Origin of the sequence: Pseudoduganella aquatica (assembly GCF_020865585.1) — a bacterium.
Lineage (GTDB): Bacteria > Pseudomonadota > Gammaproteobacteria > Burkholderiales > Burkholderiaceae_D > Rugamonas > Rugamonas aquatica_A.
This window is the reverse complement of sequence record NZ_CP086370.1, coordinates 6,218,028-6,234,458: the sequence shown is the minus strand read 5'-3', so window position 1 is coordinate 6,234,458 and position 16,431 is coordinate 6,218,028. Positions and strand designations below refer to the sequence as shown.

At 66.5% G+C, this 16,431-nt stretch carries 15 protein-coding genes; 12 read left to right on the top strand and 3 right to left on the bottom strand.

Annotation, left to right across the window (positions count from 1 at the left end; all coding sequences use genetic code 11):
• Positions 1 to 75 precede the first annotated feature (75 nt).
• The gene (locus KT882_RS27800) at positions 76 to 462 is read right to left on the bottom strand and encodes an SWIB/MDM2 domain-containing protein (RefSeq protein ID WP_161072759.1); all 387 of its coding nucleotides are present in this window, start codon (positions 460 to 462) and stop codon (positions 76 to 78) included.
• A 224-nt stretch (positions 463 to 686) separates the two neighbouring features.
• Complete coding sequence (gene ffh / locus KT882_RS27795; RefSeq protein WP_161072758.1) at positions 687 to 2,054, bottom strand: signal recognition particle protein; 1,368 nt, start codon at positions 2,052 to 2,054, stop codon at positions 687 to 689.
• 173 nt (positions 2,055 to 2,227) lie between these two features.
• Here ffh and KT882_RS27790 point away from each other — a divergent pair, with 173 nt between their 5' ends.
• The 11 genes from KT882_RS27790 (at position 2,228) to KT882_RS27740 (ending at position 15,112) form a co-directional block, all read left to right on the top strand.
• On the top strand, positions 2,228 to 3,208 hold the full coding sequence (locus KT882_RS27790; protein ID WP_161072757.1) for an ABC transporter substrate-binding protein: 981 nt from the start codon (positions 2,228 to 2,230) through the stop codon (positions 3,206 to 3,208).
• Positions 3,209 to 3,217: 9 nt separating this feature from the next.
• The gene (locus KT882_RS27785) at positions 3,218 to 4,048 is read left to right on the top strand and encodes an ABC transporter permease (protein ID WP_161072756.1); all 831 of its coding nucleotides are present in this window, start codon (positions 3,218 to 3,220) and stop codon (positions 4,046 to 4,048) included.
• Complete coding sequence (locus KT882_RS27780) at positions 4,048 to 4,839, top strand: ABC transporter ATP-binding protein (protein ID WP_161072755.1); 792 nt, start codon at positions 4,048 to 4,050, stop codon at positions 4,837 to 4,839. Before KT882_RS27785 ends, KT882_RS27780 begins: the two co-directional genes overlap by 1 nt.
• A gap of 155 nt (positions 4,840 to 4,994) precedes the next feature.
• Positions 4,995 to 5,798 (top strand): cytochrome C assembly family protein, encoded by an 804-nt coding sequence (locus tag KT882_RS27775; protein WP_161072754.1) that lies wholly within the window; start codon positions 4,995 to 4,997, stop codon positions 5,796 to 5,798.
• Entirely contained in the window at positions 5,795 to 6,118 is a 324-nt protein-coding gene (locus KT882_RS27770) for a PP0621 family protein (protein WP_228893836.1), read from the top strand. Before KT882_RS27775 ends, KT882_RS27770 begins: the two co-directional genes overlap by 4 nt.
• Position 6,119: 1 nt before the next feature.
• Positions 6,120 to 7,832: a sensor histidine kinase gene (locus tag KT882_RS27765; RefSeq protein WP_161073872.1), complete on the top strand. Its 1,713-nt coding sequence runs from the start codon at positions 6,120 to 6,122 to the stop codon at positions 7,830 to 7,832.
• 43 nt (positions 7,833 to 7,875) lie between these two features.
• The gene (locus KT882_RS27760) at positions 7,876 to 9,402 is read left to right on the top strand and encodes a sigma-54-dependent transcriptional regulator (RefSeq protein WP_161073871.1); all 1,527 of its coding nucleotides are present in this window, start codon (positions 7,876 to 7,878) and stop codon (positions 9,400 to 9,402) included.
• 386 nt (positions 9,403 to 9,788) lie between these two features.
• Positions 9,789 to 12,713, top strand: coding sequence for a ribonucleoside-diphosphate reductase subunit alpha (locus KT882_RS27755; RefSeq protein WP_161073870.1), 2,925 nt, complete (start codon positions 9,789 to 9,791; stop codon positions 12,711 to 12,713).
• Positions 12,714 to 12,772: 59 nt separating this feature from the next.
• Positions 12,773 to 13,873 (top strand): ribonucleotide-diphosphate reductase subunit beta, encoded by a 1,101-nt coding sequence (locus KT882_RS27750; RefSeq protein ID WP_187358778.1) that lies wholly within the window; start codon positions 12,773 to 12,775, stop codon positions 13,871 to 13,873.
• 255 nt (positions 13,874 to 14,128) lie between these two features.
• Positions 14,129 to 14,659, top strand: a complete 531-nt coding sequence (locus KT882_RS27745) for a hypothetical protein (protein WP_228893835.1) — start codon at positions 14,129 to 14,131, stop codon at positions 14,657 to 14,659.
• 204 nt (positions 14,660 to 14,863) lie between these two features.
• Complete coding sequence (locus KT882_RS27740; RefSeq protein ID WP_161073868.1) at positions 14,864 to 15,112, top strand: hypothetical protein; 249 nt, start codon at positions 14,864 to 14,866, stop codon at positions 15,110 to 15,112.
• Here KT882_RS27740 and KT882_RS27735 read toward each other — a convergent pair.
• Entirely contained in the window at positions 15,109 to 15,393 is a 285-nt protein-coding gene (locus KT882_RS27735) for a RidA family protein (RefSeq protein ID WP_228893834.1), read from the bottom strand. The genes KT882_RS27740 and KT882_RS27735 overlap by 4 nt on opposite strands.
• A 118-nt stretch (positions 15,394 to 15,511) precedes the next feature.
• Here KT882_RS27735 and KT882_RS27730 point away from each other — a divergent pair, with 118 nt between their 5' ends.
• The gene (locus tag KT882_RS27730; protein ID WP_161073866.1) at positions 15,512 to 16,402 is read left to right on the top strand and encodes a LysR substrate-binding domain-containing protein; all 891 of its coding nucleotides are present in this window, start codon (positions 15,512 to 15,514) and stop codon (positions 16,400 to 16,402) included.
• The last annotated feature ends 29 nt before the right edge of the window (positions 16,403 to 16,431 follow it).

Genomic DNA, 16,431 nt, shown 5'->3' with positions numbered 1-16,431 from the left:
CACGCGGCGCAAAAAAAAAGGCCCCGGCCGCGCGTGCGACGGGGGCTTTAGTGTGCGCTGCGCACGCGCAGGCTCTTATTTCAAGTGATCGGAGATCAGCTTGGTCATTTCGAACATGGACACTTGGGCTTTGCCGCCGAAGACGGCTTTGAGCTTGTCGTCTGCGTTGATCATGCGGCGGTTGGCCGCGTCTTGCAGGTTCAGCTTCTTGATGTAGTCCCACACTTTCTTGGTGACTTCGGTGCGCGGCAGCGGGGAGGCGCCTACCACGGCGGCCAGCGAAGCCGATGGGGTCAGTTCCTTCATGAAGGCGGCGTTGGGCTTGCGTGGTGCTGCGGCTTTCTTCGCGGCGGCTGGTTTGGCGGCGGCGGTTTTGGCCGGCGCTGCTTTCTTGGCCGCAGGCTTTGCTGCTACTGCTGCTTTCTTTGCTGGTGCTGCTGGGGTTTTCTTGGCTGTTGCCATATTCGAGCCTCCTTAACGAACACAGGGAAAAGTTGCGCAATTCAATCGCACGGCTAATATTGGTTGGGATTTGCCGACTATGCAAGTGTTTTTCGAGTTTTTTCTCGGAAACGCCACGTAAAGCCCGCCAATGCTGGGCTTACGCACCGCGGCGGTGAGAAAACCGCGCGCGCGGGCGCAAAAAAAGCCGGCGCGCGGCCGGCTTTTCACTCGGGGAGAGGCGCTTAGCGCAGGCCCGGCATCATGCCTTTCATGGAGCGCATCATCTTCATCATGCCGCCGCCGGACAGCTTTTTCATCATGGTCTGCATCTGCTCGAACTGGTTCAGCATGCGGTTCACTTCCTGCACCTGCACGCCGGCGCCGGCCGCGATGCGGCGCTTGCGGGTGGCTTTGATCAGCTCCGGCTTGGCGCGTTCGCCCGGCGTCATGGAGTCGATAATGCCGACCATGCGGCGCACCTGCTTGTCCGCCTGGTCCATATTGGCGCCGCCGGCGGCCTGCTGGAACTGGGCCGGCAGCTTGTCGACCAGGCTGGCCATGCCGCCCATTTTCTTCATCTGGCCCAGCTGCGCCTTGAAGTCGTTCATGTCGAACTTGCCGCCGGATTTCACTTTCGCGGCCAGGTCGGCCGCCGCCTTGGCGTCCACGCCTTTGCGCGCTTCTTCCACCAGGGCCATGATGTCGCCCATGCCCAGCACGCGGCTGGCCATGCGGGCCGCGTCGAACGGCTCCAGGCCGTCCAGCTTTTCGGAGACGCCGGCGAACTTGATCGGCTTGCCCGTCACGTGGCGCACCGACAGCGCGGCGCCGCCGCGCGAGTCGCCGTCCAGCTTGGTCAGCACGATGCCGGTCAGCGGCAGCGCGTCGTTGAAGGCCTTGGCGGTGTTGATGGCGTCCTGGCCCAGCATGGCGTCGACCACGAACAGGGTTTCGATCGGCTTGACCGCCGCGTGCACGGCGGCGATTTCCTTCATCATCTCTTCGTCGATGCCGAGGCGGCCGGCGGTGTCGATGATCAGCACGTCGTGGTAGTGCTTCTTGGCCCAGTCCAGCGCGGCCAGCGCGATGTCGACCGGCTTGTCCTGCGCGGTGGACGGGAAGAAGTCGGCGCCGACCTGGCCGGTCACCGATTGCAGCTGGGCGATCGCGGCGGGACGGTAGACGTCGGCCGAGACGGTCAGCACTTTCTTCTTCTTTTCTTCCTTCAGGTATTTGGCCAGCTTGCCGACGGTGGTGGTTTTACCCACACCCTGCAGGCCGGCCATCAGGATGATGGCGGGCGGCTGCTGGGCGAACGACAGCTGCGACGCTTCCGGGCCGAGGTCCGCGCCCATCAGGGCGGCCAGCTCGCGCTGCACCACGCCCACCAGGGCCTGGCCCGGCGACAGCGAGGAAATGACTTCCTCGCCCAGGGCTTTTTCCTTGACCTTGGCGATGAAGTCGCGCACGGCCGGCAGGGCGACGTCGGCCTCGAGCAGCGCCATGCGCACTTCGCGCAGCATCTCGGCGGTGTTGGCTTCGGTCAGGCGCGCCTCGCCGCGCATGGTCTTGACGACCTTGGCAAGGCGCTGAGTCAGATTGTCTAGCATGTTGTGCCTACGTGAATGCGACGAAACCGCCATTCTACCTTATGGCGGCGCCGGCGCCGCGGCCGCCGGGGGCCGCGGCGCATGGCGCGGCGGCACTGATTTTTTTATATTCTTGCTTGAAGCACACGAACGCTTGGTATGATGGACGCACACCTTTAAATAGAGGAGACGGCATGAAACTGAAACTGATCGGCAGTGTGTTGGCGGCGGTGGTGTTTTCCGGTTCGGTCCAGGCGCAGGCGCAGGGGCCGGAAATCGTGCGGCTGGGGAACCTGAAGTTTGCGCATTACGGCGCCGTCTCCTATATAAAAGAGATTGCGCCCAAGTGCGGCATCAAGGTCGAGGAGCATATGTTCGCCAAGGGCCTGGACGTGATGCAGGCCATTATCGCCGGCGAGCTGGACGTGGGCACCACGGCGTCCGAGGCGGCCATTTCCGGCCGGGCCGGCGGCGCGCCCATCGTGGTGGTGGCCGGCTTCGCCAAGGGCGGCGCGCGCCTGGTGGGACGGGCCGACCTGAAGCTCAAGACGGTCAAGGACCTGAAGGGCAAGAAGGTGGGCGTGACGCGCGGCGGCATCCAGGAGGTACTGCTGCTGGCCGAGCTGCAGCAGGCCGGCCTGACCGTGTCCGACCAGCCGGGCAAGGACGTGCAGCTGGTGTTCCTGGCCTACGCCGATCTGAACCAGGCCCTGCTGGGCAAGAATATCGACGCCATGATGCAGTCCGAGCCGCAGTCCTCGCAGGCGCTCAACAAGGGCTTCGGCAACGAGATCATCAAGCCCTACGACACGCCGATCGGCGAACCCATCCGCACCATGGTGATGACGGAGAAGTTCTATAAAGAGAAGCGGCCGCTGGCCGAGAAGTTCATGCGCTGCTTCGTCGAGGCCACCAAGACCTTTATCGACCAGCCGGCCGTGGCGGAGAAATACGTGCGCGAGGTGGTGTTCAAGGGCCAGATCACCAGCGACGACTTCCAGGACGCGATCAGCAATTCGCCGTATTCCTATGACATCACGCCCGAGCATATCCAGACCACCACCGACGTGATGGTGAAAACCGGCGTGGGCAAGATGGCCAAGCCGCCGGTGGCCAGGGACTGGGTCAAGACCGACCTGCTGGACGCGGCCAAGAAAAGCCTGAACGTCAAATAAGGAGGCGCTATGGGGCTCTCTTTCAAGACCGCGTGGCGCGAGGTGGGCGTGGGCCTGGTCGTGCCGGCGGTGGTGATCGCCGTGTGGCAGGCGGTGGCGGTGCTGGGCTGGGTGAACCCGCAGGTGCTGCCCTCGCCGCTGGCGGTGGTGGAGAAGTGGATCGCCTACCTGCTGCCGCTGCAGCCCTACGCGGCGGACCAGGGCAGCTGGCTGGCGTGGGCCTTTTCGGGCGAGCTGATACACGACGCCATGGGCAGCATGTACCGGGTGGTGGTGGGCTTCGTCATCGGCGCCGGGCTGGCCCTGCCGCTGGGGCTGTCGATGGGGGCCAGCGCGCGCGTCTACGCCTGGCTCAATCCCCTGGTGCAGCTGCTGCGGCCGATACCGCCCATCGCCTACATCCCGCTGTCCATCCTGTGGTTCGGGCTGGGCAATCCGCCGGCCGTGTTCCTGATCGCGCTGGGCGCCTTCTTCCCGGTGCTGATGAACACCATCGCCGGCGTGCGCCAGGTCGACAGCATCTATATCCGGGCGGCGCGCAACCTGGGCGCGTCCGGCACCACCATGTTTGTGCGGGTGATGCTGCCGGCCGCCGTGCCGTATATCCTGTCGGGCGTGCGCATCGGCATCGGCACCGCCTTCATCGTGGTGATCGTGTCGGAGATGATCGCGGTCAACAACGGCCTGGGCTTCCGCATCCTGGAGGCGCGCGAGTATTTTTGGTCCGATAAGATTATCGCCGGCATGATCAGCATCGGCCTGCTGGGCCTGGCCATCGACGTCGGCATGAACCGCCTCAACAATTACCTGCTGCGCTGGCACCGGGGACTGGAGCACTGATGGCACATATCGTAATCGAGCAGGTGGGCAAGGTCTTCAAGACCGCCGAGCGCGACGTGGTGGCGCTGCAGGACATCAACCTGGACATTCCGCAGGGCCAGTTCGTCTGCCTGCTGGGGCCGTCCGGCTGCGGCAAGTCGACGCTGCTGAACGCGGTGGCCGGCTTCGCGCCGCCCACCAGCGGCCGCATCGTGGCCGGCGGCCAGCAGGTGGAGGCGCCGGGGCCGGAGCGCGGCATGGTGTTCCAGGAGTACGCGCTGTTTCCGTGGATGACGGTGGCCGACAATATCGCCTTCGGCCTGCAGATCAAGGGCCAGCCCAAGGCCGAGATCGAGGCCACGGTGGCGCGCCTGCTGGCCATGCTGTCGCTGAGCGACTTCCGCAACCGCTTTCCCAAGGATTTGTCGGGCGGCATGCGGCAGCGGGTGGCGATCGCGCGCGTGCTGGCGCTCGATTCGCCCATCATGCTGATGGACGAGCCCTTCGGCGCGCTGGACGCGCTCACGCGGCGCAATCTGCAGGACGAGCTGCTGCGCATCTGGTCCGAGCTGAAGAAGACGATTATTTTCGTCACGCACAGCATCGAGGAGGCCATCTATATGGCGGACCGCATCGTGGTCATGACCTACCGGCCCGGCACCGTCAAGCGCGACCTGCTGGTCGAGCTGCCGCGCGGGCGCGACCCGGCCGCGCCGGAGTTCAACGCGCTCAAGCGCGAGCTGGGCCAGCTGGTGATGGAGGAGCAGCAGCGCCACCACCACGACGAGCTGCGCATGGCGGCGGTGGATTAGTGGCGGCGCTGCGGCGGGTTACGCGGCTCCGCCGCTAACCCGCCCTACGGGGTCGCCATCGGTGGCGCGGATCGTAGGGCGGGTTAGCGCACAGCGCGTAACCCGCCAACCTGCCGGCCCGCCCGCCGGCGCGGCATAGTGTAAACTTATCCCCCATGCAGACTTATTTTTTGATCGCAGCCGCGCTGCTCTATATTGTGTGTGCCGTCCTGCCGCCGCGCCGGGCCGGGCTGATTTCGGCCGTCACGGCGGCGGCCTGGCTGCTGCACGGCGCCAGCCTGTGGCTGGCGGTGGCCGCGCCGGGCTCGCTGCGCATCGGCTTTGCCGCCATGCTGTCGGCCGCGCTGTGGATTTCGGTGGGCGCCTACTGGCTGGAAAACCGCAACTTCGCGCTCGACGGCCTGCGCCGCATCGTCATGCCCAACGCGGCGCTGGCGGCGGCGCTGCAGGCCGTGTTCCCCGGCGCGCTGGTGGCGCTGGACGGCAACGCGCGCATGCTGGGCTGGCATATCGCCATCGCCACGCTGGCCTACGCCACCTTGACCATCGCCGCCTTCCACGCGGTGCTGATGGCGCTGCAGGAGTCGCGCCTGCACACGCGCGGCGAGCGCAGCGGCTTCCTGTCGGCCGCGCTGGACCAGCTGCCGGCCCTGCTGACCATGGAAAAACTGCTGTTCCGCATGATAGGCTTCGGCTTCGTGCTGCTCAGCCTGACCGTGCTGTCGGGCATCGTGTTTTCCGAGGAGCTGTTCGGCAAGGCGCTCAAGTGGGACCACAAGTCGGTGTTCACCTTGCTGTCCTGGCTGCTGTTCGCGGCGCTGCTGGCCGGGCGCCACTTCCGCGGCTGGCGCGGCAAGACGGCGCTCAGTTTCACCCTGGCGGGTTTCGCCACCCTGCTGCTGGCCTATGTCGGCAGCCGTTTCGTACTGGAAGTGGTTTTGCATCGAGGATTGGCATGACACGTATTCTGTTCTGGCTGGCGCTGATATTCCTGGTGGTGGCGGCGATCCGCAGCAAGCTGCGCGCGGCCGCGCGCGCCCAGCAGCCGCAGGCCGACGCGCGCGAGGCCGCGCGCCGCGCCGCCGAGCTGGCCGAAGCCGAGGCGCGCGCCCGCCAGGGCGCCTCGCCCCAGGCCCAGGCGCGCGCGCGCGCGGTGGCCGAGGCGGAAACCATGCTCAGCTGCGCGCACTGCGGCATCTTCTTCCCGGCCTCGGAAGCGGTGCGGCGCGGCGGGCGCGACTTCTGCAGCCAGGCGCACGCCGAGCAGCCGGCGTCCTGACGTGACGGCGCGCCTGCAAGCGCTGACGGCGGCCTCGCGCGACACCTTCTGGCGCTCGCTGCAAACCCTGAACGCCACCCGCGTGGTGATCGCGCTGGTGCTGCTGGCCTACCTGAGCGTGGACAGCCGCGGCCTGCGCGGCCAGGCGCCGTATTTCTATGCCCAGGCCTGCGCCGCCTACCTGGCGCTGGCGCTGGGCTTCGCCGTGCTCACGGCCAAGCTGCGGCGCCGCTTCCTGGGCCAGCTGCTGCTGCAGATCGCCTGCGACCTGGCGCTGATCTCGCTGCTCTACCTGGGGGCCGGCGGCGCGCGCAGCGGCCTGGCCATCCTCTACCTGTTCCCGCTGGCCGGCCTGGCCATCCTGGCGCCGCTGGTGCTGGCGCTGTTTGCCGCCTCGCTGGTGGCGCTGTTCATGCTGGGCGCGGCGCTGTGGCAGATCGCCGTGCTCGACGCCGACAGCACCTTGCTGCAGGCCGGCCTGTTCGGCGCGGCCCTGCTGGCGGCGGTGCTGGTGGTGAACCGCATGGCCGCCAAGCTGATCGGGCAGGAGGAGCTGGCGGCGCGGCGCGGCGTGGAGATCGGCGTGCAGCAGTCGGTCAACCGGCTGGTGATGGCGCATATGAGCGACGGCATCGTGGTGCTGGGCACGGACGGCCAGGTGTACGCCGGCAATCCGGCCGCGCAGCAGATGCTGGGCCTGGCCGGCGACAGCGCCTTCCCGCTGGACGCGCTGCCGGCGCTGGCGCCGCTGGCGCGCGCCTACCGCGACTGGCTGGCCGACCCGGCGCTGGCCACGGCCTTCCTGACCATCAAGCCCTACACCGACCCGGCGCTGCAGGAGGTGACGGCGGCCTGGAGCGCGCGGCGCGACCTGGCGGCGCATTTGAAGGTGCGCTTCGCGCCGGTCGAGACCGAGGGCCTGGGCGTGGAGCGCAGCGTGATCTTCCTGCAGGACGTGACGGCCATCGAGAACCAGGCCCAGGACCTGAAGCTGGCCTCGATGGGGCGGCTCACGGCCAGCATCGCGCACGAGGTGCGCAACCCGTTGTCGGCCATCGGCCACGCCACGGCGCTGCTGAGCGAAGACCTGGACGGGCCGGTGCACACGCGCCTGCTCAAGATCGTGGGCGACAATGTGGCGCGCGTGAACCGCATGGTGGAGGACATCCTGCAGCTGTCGCGCAAGGCGCAGCCGCACAGCGAGCCGCTGGCGCTGGCCGGCTTCCTGGCCGAGCTGGCGGCCGAGTTCCAGGACACGCACGCGCTGGCGCCCGGCATCGTGCAGCTGGACGTGGAGGCGCTGGCGGCGCGCGCGGGCGGGGCCGGCGAGGGCGGCCAGGTGCGCTTCGACGCGCTGCACCTGCGCGAGGTGCTGCTGAACCTGCTCAACAACGCGGTGCGCTACGCCAGCGGCGGGCCGGCCAGCATCCGCCTGTTCGTGGTGGGCGGCAAGGGCCGCAGCCCGGGCCTGGAGCTGCACGTGCAGGACGACGGCCCCGGCATCACGCCCGAGGTGCGGCTGCACCTGTTCGAGCCCTTCTACACCACGTCCAGCAAGGGCACCGGCCTGGGCCTGTATCTGGCGCGCGAATTGTGCTTGAATAACGAAGCCATGCTGGACTACGAATACCGCTTCGACACGGCGGCGCAGGCCGACGGCAGCCGCAAGTCCAGCGGCCGTTTCGTGATCACGTTTGCGCGCCCGGGCGCCTGAGCCGGCCCGGACCGCCACCACCACACTATATAAGAAGGACACCATGAGTGCACCCCGCAGTTCCCCGCGCGTGCTGGTCGTCGACGATGAAGCCGACCTGCGCGAGCTGCTGGAAATCACGCTGCTCAAGATGGGGCTGGACGTGGACAGCGCGGAAAACCTGGCGCAGGCGCGCGGCTACCTGGCGCAGGCCGGCGGCGGCGCCGGCTACGCCCTGGTGCTGACCGATATGCGCCTGCCCGACGGTCTGGGGCTGGAGCTGGTGCGCGAGGTGTCGGCCAGCTGCCGCAACACGCCGATCGCCGTGGTGACCGCCTACGGCAGCGCCGACAACGCGGTGGTGGCGCTGAAGGCGGGCGCCTTCGACTACATCAGCAAGCCGGTGGCGCTGGACCAGCTGCGCGTGATGGTGCAGTCGGCGCTGCGGCTGAACGCGCCGGCCGGCGCGGCCGGGACGGGCGAGGGCGCGGGGCCGGGCGCGGCCGGCCAGCCGCCGGCCAGCCGGCTCAAGGGCGATTCGGCCGTGATCCAGGCGCTGCGCGCGCAGATCGCGCGGCTGGCGCGCTCGATGGCGCCGATCGCCATCAACGGCGAGTCCGGCAGCGGCAAGGAGCTGGCGGCGCGCGAGATCCACGCGCAAAGCTCGCGCGCGGGCCAGCCGTTTATCGCCGTCAACTGCGGCGCCATCCCCGAGGCGCTGATGGAGGCCGAGTTCTTCGGCTACCGCAAGGGCGCGTTCACCGGCGCGGCCGACGAGCGCGACGGCTTTTTCCAGGCCGCCAACGGCGGCACGCTGATGCTGGACGAGGTGGCCGACCTGCCGCTGGCCATGCAGGTCAAGCTGCTGCGCGCCATCCAGGAGCGGCGCGTGCGCAAGATAGGCGCCACGGCCGAGGAGCCGGTGGACGTGCGCATCATCAGCGCCACCCACAAGAACCTGGAGCAGCTGGTCGAGCGCGGCGCGTTCCGGCAGGATTTGTTCTACCGGCTCAATGTGATCGAGCTGAGCCTGCCGCCGCTGCGCGAGCGCCCGGACGACCTGGGCGTGCTGACCGACGCCATCCTGGCGCGGCTGGGCACCTTCGAGCAGCGCGTGGTGCTGGGGCCGGGCGTGCTGGAGGCGCTGCGCGGCTATGCCTTCCCGGGCAATGTGCGCGAGCTGGAGAATATCCTCGAGCGCGCGCTGGCCTTTGCCAACGACGGCGTGATCGAGGTGCGCGACCTGGCCCTCAAGGGCGGGCGCGCCGGCGACATGCCGCCCGGCTATGTGCCGCCGCCGGCCGAGCTGCGCCGCGAGGAGGGCGCGCCGGGGACGGCGGCGTCCGCGCCGTCGGGCTACCAGCCGCTGCCGGCCGCGGCGCCGGCCTACGCCCCGGGCGCGCTGGCGCCGGATGCGCTGCCGAGCAATCTGCCGGACTACCTGGCCCAGGTCGAGCGCGACATCATCATGCGCGCGCTGGCGCAGACCCAGTACAACCGCACCCAGGCCGCCAGCCTGCTGGGCATCAGCTTCCGCCAGCTGCGCTACCAGATGCAAAAATTGAACATCCAGGAGCCGGACGGGCTTTAGACTATAATGCTGGCCCGCCGGGTTTTTGCCAGCCCGGACGGGTCTGGATGAAGCGGCAATGTTGCGTTTACGCCAGTGCCGCAGGCGCGGCGCCCGGGGCGGGCGCGGCTGGTGCCAGGCGCCGCCGCGTGGTCGGTGAGCGCCCGCTAACCCGCTACGGCCTGAACGGCGGGGCGTCCCTAAAAGTCAACAGAAATTTCGTGCTCCAAAGCCAAATTTCCCCCTTGTCTAGACCCCACGGGCTCACTACAATTAGTGGCACAATTTGACCAGTTCACTAGATGTAGTAAAAAAACTTGGCAATCGTTCAAAGATGCTTTAGGGCAATCGACGAACTTTATTCTCACAAAACATGCGCGCAGCACGCTGCTAAACCGGGAGCTTCAATGCAATCAACTCAAGACATCACCAACAATCCGGCGCCACAAGCGCCGGCATCGGCGGGCGCAGTCAGCGGCCTGGCCACGGCTGCCAGCGCCCTGGGCGATTACCGCATCATCCGCCGCAACGGCGCGGTGGTGGCGTTCGAACCGTCCAAGATCAATGTCGCCATGACCAAGGCTTTCCTGGCCGTGCACGGCGGCCAGAGCGCCGCGTCCGCCAGTGTGCGTGAGATCGTCGAGGAGTTGACCAACGGCGTGGTGAGCGCGCTGGTGCGCCGCCAGCCGTCCGGCGGCACCTTCCATATCGAAGACGTGCAGGACCAGGTGGAACTGGCGCTGATGCGCTCGGGCCAGCACGACGTGGCGCGCGCCTACGTGCTGTACCGCGCCAAGCACATGGAGGAACGCCGCCTGAAGAAGGAATCGCAGGGCGCCGCCGCCGCCGCCGAGCCGCAGCTGAGCGTGACCGAAAACGGCGCCCGCCGTCCGCTGGTGATGCAGGAAGTGCGCGACCTGATCGCCGCCGCCTGCTCCGGCCTGGAAAAGCACGTCGACTCGGACGCCATCCTGGCCGAGACCGTGAAGAACCTGTACGACGGCGTGCCGGTCGAGGAACTGCACAAGTCCGCCATCCTGGCCGCCCGCGCGCTGATGGAAAAAGACCCGGCCTACTCGCAGGTCACCGCCCGCATCCTGCTGCACACCATCCGCAAGGAAGTGTTCGGCCATGAAGTGGCGCAGGCCAAGGCCGCCGCCGAATACCTGACCTACTTCCCGCAATACATCGCCAAGGGCATAGCAAACGAGCTGCTGGACCCCGAGCTGGCCAAGTTCGACCTGGCCAAGCTGGCCAAGGCCCTGGTGGCCGACCGCGACCTGCAGTTCGGCTACATCGGCCTGCAGACCCTGTACGACCGCTACTTCCTGCACGTGCGCGACGTGCGCATCGAGATGCCGCAGGCCTTCTACATGCGCGTGGCCATGGGCCTGGCGCTGCGCGAAGAGAACCGCGAAGCGCGCGCCATCGAGTTCTACAACCTGCTGTCGACCTTCGACTTCATGTCGTCCACCCCGACCCTGTTCAACTCGGGCACCTTGCGCTCGCAGCTGTCGTCGTGCTACCTGACCACCGTGTCGGACGACCTGGAAGGCATCTACGACGCGATCAAGGAAAACGCGCTGCTGGCCAAGTTCGCCGGCGGCCTGGGCAACGACTGGACCCCGGTGCGCGCGCTGGGCGCCCACATCAAGGGCACCAACGGCAAATCGCAGGGCGTGGTGCCCTTCCTGAAAGTGGTGAACGACACCGCCGTGGCGGTCAACCAGGGCGGCAAGCGCAAGGGCGCGGTGTGCGCCTACCTGGAAACCTGGCACATGGACATCGAGGAATTCCTCGACCTGCGCAAGAACACCGGCGACGACCGCCGCCGCACCCACGACATGAACACCGCCAACTGGATTCCGGACATGTTCATGAAGCGCGTGATGGAAAAGGGCGAGTGGACGCTGTTCTCGCCGTCCGAAGCGCCGGACCTGCACGACAAAGTGGGCAAGGCCTTCGAGCAGGCCTACCTGGGCTACGAAGCCAAGGCCGCCGCCGGCGAAATGCGCGTGTTCAAGAAGATCGCCGCGCTGGACCTGTGGCGCAAGATGCTGTCCATGCTGTTTGAAACCGGCCACCCCTGGATCACCTTCAAGGACCCGTGCAACATCCGCTCGCCGCAGTCGCACGTGGGCGTGGTGCACTCGTCCAACCTGTGCACCGAGATCACGCTGAACACCGGCCCGGACGAGATCGCCGTCTGCAACCTCGGCTCCGTCAACCTGCCGGCCCATATGAAAGAGGGCAAGCTGGACCACGTGAAGCTGCAGAAGACCATCCGCACCGCCATGCGCATGCTGGACAACGTGATCGACATCAACTACTACGCGGTCGACAAGGCCCGCAACGCCAATATGCGCCACCGTCCGGTCGGCCTGGGCGTGATGGGCTTCCAGGACTGCCTGCACATGATGCGCGTGCCGTTCTCGTCGCAGGAATGCGTGAGCTTCGCCGACACCTCGATGGAAGCGGTGTGCTACTACGCCTACCTGGCCTCGACCGAGCTGGCCGAAGAGCGCGGCCACTACGAGTCCTACAAGGGCTCGCTGTGGGACCGCGGCATCCTGCCGCAGGACTCGATCGCGCTGCTGGCCGAAGAGCGCGGCGCCGGCTACCTGGAGCAGGACCGCTCGGCCGCCATGGACTGGACCCCGGTGCGCGAGCGCATCGCCAAGTTCGGCATGCGCAACTCGAACTGCGTGGCGATCGCTCCTACCGCCACCATTTCGAACATTATCGGCGTGTCGGCCTGCATCGAACCGACCTTCCAGAACCTGTACGTGAAGTCCAACCTGTCGGGCGAGTTCACCGAGATCAACTCCTACCTGGTGCGCGACCTGAAGGCGCGCGGCCTGTGGGACGAGGTCATGATCGCCGACCTGAAATACTTCGACGGCTCGCTGGTGAAGATCGACCGCGTGCCGCAAGACCTGCGCGACATCTACGCCACCGCGTTTGAAGTCTCGCCGAGCTGGCTGGTGGAAGCGGCTTCCCGCCGCCAGAAGTGGATCGACCAGGCCCAGTCGCTGAACATCTACATGGCCGGCGCGTCGGGCAAGAAGCTGGACGAGACCTACAAGCTGGCCTGGCTGCGCGGCCTGAAGACCACCTACTACCTGCGCACCATCGCTGCGACCCACATGGAGAAATCGACCTCCAAGACCGGCGCGCTGAACGCGGTGGCCGTGGACGGCGGCGCCTCTGCCAGCGCCTTGGCGGCTGCGGCCCCGGTCGCGGCGGCTCCTGCCGCCGCCGAGGAAGACGGCGCCGCCTGCTACCTGCGTCCGGGAGACGACGGTTTCGAGGAATGCGAAGCCTGCCAGTAATACAATAGGAGGACCGCGCCGCGTGCGCGGTCCGTTTGCCAATTCAAGAAGGAAATATCATGCTGTCCTGGGACGAAGACACTGCGCCTGCCGCGCAACCCCACGCACCACTCAACGCCGAAGGCACTGCCGAGCAGATCGCCCGCCGCGTGAACGCCGACGACAAGCGCGTCATCAACGGCCAGACCGACGTCAACCAGCTGGTGCCGTTCAAGTACAAATGGGCCTGGGACAAATACCTGGCCGGCTGCGCCAACCACTGGATGCCGCAGGAAGTGAACATGCAGCGCGACATCGAGCTGTGGAAGAACCCGAACGGCCTGACCGAAGACGAGCGCCGCCTGGTGAAACGCAACCTGGGCTTCTTCGTCACCGCCGACTCGCTGGCCGCCAACAACATCGTGCTGGGCACCTACCGCCACATCACGGCGCCGGAATGCCGCCAGTACCTGCTGCGCCAGGCCTTCGAGGAAGCCATCCACACCCACGCCTACCAGTACATCGTGGAGTCGCTGGGCCTGGACGAGCAGGAAATCTTCAACGCCTACAATGAAGTGAAGTCGATCCGCGACAAGGACGAGTTCCTGATTCCGTTCATCAACACGCTGACCGACCCGGCTTTCACCACCGGCACCGTGGAAAACGACCAGAAGCTGCTGAAATCGCTGATCGTGTTCGCCTGCCTGATGGAAGGCCTGTTCTTCTACGTCGGCTTCACCCAGATCCTGGCGCTGGGCCGCCAGAACAAGATGATGGGCGCCGCCGAGCAATACCAGTACATCCTGCGCGACGAGTCCATGCATTGCAATTTCGGCATCGACCTGATCAACACCATCAAGATGGAAAATCCGCTGCTGTGGACGCCTGCCTTCAAGGAAGAGATCAAGGGCCTGTTCCTGAAGGCCGTGGAGCTGGAATACGCTTACGCGGAAGACACCATGCCGCGCGGCGTGCTGGGCCTGAACGCGGCCATGTTCAAGGGCTACCTGCGCTTCATCGCCAACCGCCGTGCTACCCAGATCGGCCTGGAAACGCTGTTCGACCAGCCTGAGAATCCATTCCCATGGATGAGCGAGATGATCGATATGAAGAAGGAACGCAACTTCTTCGAGACCCGCGTCACCGAATACCAGACCGGCGGCGCCCTGAACTGGGACTGATCCGTTTCTGCTCCACCCGAAACCCGGCCGCGCGCCGGGTTTTTTCATGGGGGCGCGGTGAGCCCGCGCAGCCCCCTCTGCCTAACATGTCGAATTTGTGTGCCTAATTCTGCCTAATTGCGCCTAAAACGAACTTTTTCTTTTCGCCGCTGTCAAATAGACAGGAATAGGCGAAACGAGGCAAGATTAGACAGGGGAATTAGTATGGATAGGCAGAGGGATTTCGCAGGCATACCACCTGCGGCGCACATCGAATTGCGCGACTACCTGCGCACTTCCGGCAGTACGCTGAGCGTATCCGAGGCGCTCAGGCTGGCCATCAAGCACTGGATCGCCGCGCAGCGCGCAGCCGCAGAGCCGGTGTGCGGCTATCAATGGAAGCAGTTGTTCTTACCCTCCGGCAGCTTGATCCGGATGCGTCACGGCGAGCAAAGCTACGTCGCCGAGGTGATGGGCGACGAGCTGCTCTATCAAGGCATGCCGGTCTCGCCACGGCAGTTCACCCTCATGGTAGCAGGCCACGGCCGCAACGCATGGCGCGACGTCTGGGTGCGGCTGAACGGCGAGCGAAACTGGACCCAGGCCATCCGGCTGCGGCGGGCGCTGGAGCAGCGGCCCGTGGCGCAATCCCCGGTTGAGGCAATGGCCGCCGCTGCCCGTACCATGAGCGACGCTCTGCAAACCACGCTTGCCCTTGTTGAGCACGTTCATCACCAAGCTTCGCTGCGGCCTGAACAACGCATTCCCAAGCGCCGTAGGCAGGAGGACATGATGCTGGACGAGTGATTCCACGCCGGAGTTCCGTATCGAAGGCAACCACACCACGCTGGCGGACTACGTGGAGTCGGCCGTCGAAGGCCGTACGCAGGACAGTGGCACGCTGTGTGAGATCTCCAATATAGAAGAGACCATGCAATATATAGAGCGGACCGTCGAGCCGGGCAGCCCGCTCAGCGAGCGCTTCATGCGCGAGCTGCACAGCATGGCCGCGTGGTCCGTCTGCTGACCTATGCGCTACTAATTAAGTACGCAAGCTCGACCGCCTCCGACTACGGCTACCTCCAGGAAAAAATCCTCGTCCCGGCGCTGGCCGTGTCGCGCGAGCGCGGCCTGATTGCGGCGGACGAGCACACCGTGCTGCTGGCCGTCATGAAGTTGAAGACCGCCAAGTCGGCCGACCTCTCCGCCAGCATGCCCGCGCTGGGCGATGAAGGCTTCATCCCCGCCGCGCTGAACTAGCCGGCGGCGGCGATGGCTTCGATCTCTATCATCGCCTCCGGCGCGTACAGCGCCGCCACTTCCACGATGGTGTCGGCCGGGTAGGGCGGCGCGAACCACTGGCGGCGCAGCGCGACGATCTTGCCGAAGTGCCGCATCGAGGTCAGGTAGATGGTCACCTCGATGACGCGCCGCAAGCTCGACCCGCCCGCCACCAGCACCCGCTCCAGGTTGCGGAACGCCTGCGACAGCAGGTAGGGCGCGTAGGGATCGGGCGTGGTATGGATCTGTTCCAGCTGCATGGCATCTCCTTCAATGACTGAGTTAAAATGAACTGAAGCACATTATGTGTACGCCGCTCCATGGCGGCAAACGATCATTCCTCACCATATAGGTGAGCAAAACTAATCCATAGCCACGATGAGAAAACTGCCCGCCATCGGCGCGCTGCGCGTGTTCGAAGCGGCCGCGCGCCGCCTCAGCTTCAAGGACGCGGCCGAGGAGCTGAACGTCACGCCCACCGCCGTCAGCCACCAGATCAAGCACCTCGAGCAGGCCATCGGCGTCGAGCTGTTCGAGCGCGGCCCGCGCCGCGTCACCCTCACCGCCGCCGGCCGCCAGCTTTTCCCCACCTTGCGCGACGGCTTCGACAGCATCGAGCGCGCCATCGAGCAGCTGGTGCGCGCGCAGGGTGCGCAGGTGGCGCGCCTGTCCTCCACCGTCGCCTTCATGGCGCGCCGCCTGGCCACCCGCGCCGGCTCCTTCCGCGATGCCTACCCCGACTGGACCCTGCGCCTGGACGCGTCCAACGAGCTGGTCGACCTCGACGCCGATGCCGACGCCGCCATCCGCTACGGCAGCGGCCTCTATCCCGGCCTGCTGGTCGAGCACTTGTTCGAGGACCGCTTCGCGCCCGTGTGCAGTCCGCTGCTCAACATCCGCAGCATGCGCGAGCTGCGCCGCGCCACGCTGATCCACTTCGAGTGGGGCGAGGCGGTGCGCGGCGACGAGCGCGCGGTCGAGTGGCGCCAGTGGCTGGCCGCCGCCGGCGCGGCCGGCATCGACGCCGACACCGGCGTGTCCTTCAGCGAGGAACTGCACGCCGTGCAAGCGGCCATCGCGGGCCAGGGCATCGGCCTGCTTAGCCTGACTTTGGTGGAGGAGGAACTGGCTGCGGGCGTGCTGGTGCAGCCGTTCGACTTGTCGCTCGCCAGCTTCCGCTACGACCTGGTGTACAGCGCGCGCGCGTCTGCGCGGCCGGCCACGACGGTGCTGCGGCATTGGGTGCGCGAGCACTTCAGTGCGCACTGATCAGCACTCGAAAGTGAGAGCCCAAATGC

What these genes read in the sequence shown, in the direction of transcription:
- KT882_RS27800 (WP_161072759.1), bottom strand. Translation starts at nt 462, where the DNA reads ATGGCAACAGCCAAGAAAACCCCAGCAGCACCAGCAAAGAAAGCAGCA.
- KT882_RS27790 (WP_161072757.1), top strand. Translation starts at nt 2,228, where the DNA reads ATGAAACTGAAACTGATCGGCAGTGTGTTGGCGGCGGTGGTGTTTTCC.
- KT882_RS27760 (WP_161073871.1), top strand. Translation starts at nt 7,876, where the DNA reads ATGAGTGCACCCCGCAGTTCCCCGCGCGTGCTGGTCGTCGACGATGAA.
- KT882_RS27750 (WP_187358778.1), top strand. Translation starts at nt 12,773, where the DNA reads ATGCTGTCCTGGGACGAAGACACTGCGCCTGCCGCGCAACCCCACGCA.
- KT882_RS27735 (WP_228893834.1), bottom strand. Translation starts at nt 15,393, where the DNA reads ATGCAGCTGGAACAGATCCATACCACGCCCGATCCCTACGCGCCCTAC.
- KT882_RS27755 (WP_161073870.1), top strand. Translation starts at nt 9,789, where the DNA reads ATGCAATCAACTCAAGACATCACCAACAATCCGGCGCCACAAGCGCCG.
- KT882_RS27770 (WP_228893836.1), top strand. Translation starts at nt 5,795, where the DNA reads ATGACACGTATTCTGTTCTGGCTGGCGCTGATATTCCTGGTGGTGGCG.
- KT882_RS27785 (WP_161072756.1), top strand. Translation starts at nt 3,218, where the DNA reads ATGGGGCTCTCTTTCAAGACCGCGTGGCGCGAGGTGGGCGTGGGCCTG.
- KT882_RS27730 (WP_161073866.1), top strand. Translation starts at nt 15,512, where the DNA reads ATGAGAAAACTGCCCGCCATCGGCGCGCTGCGCGTGTTCGAAGCGGCC.
- ffh (WP_161072758.1), bottom strand. Translation starts at nt 2,054, where the DNA reads ATGCTAGACAATCTGACTCAGCGCCTTGCCAAGGTCGTCAAGACCATG.
- KT882_RS27780 (WP_161072755.1), top strand. Translation starts at nt 4,048, where the DNA reads ATGGCACATATCGTAATCGAGCAGGTGGGCAAGGTCTTCAAGACCGCC.
- KT882_RS27775 (WP_161072754.1), top strand. Translation starts at nt 4,995, where the DNA reads ATGCAGACTTATTTTTTGATCGCAGCCGCGCTGCTCTATATTGTGTGT.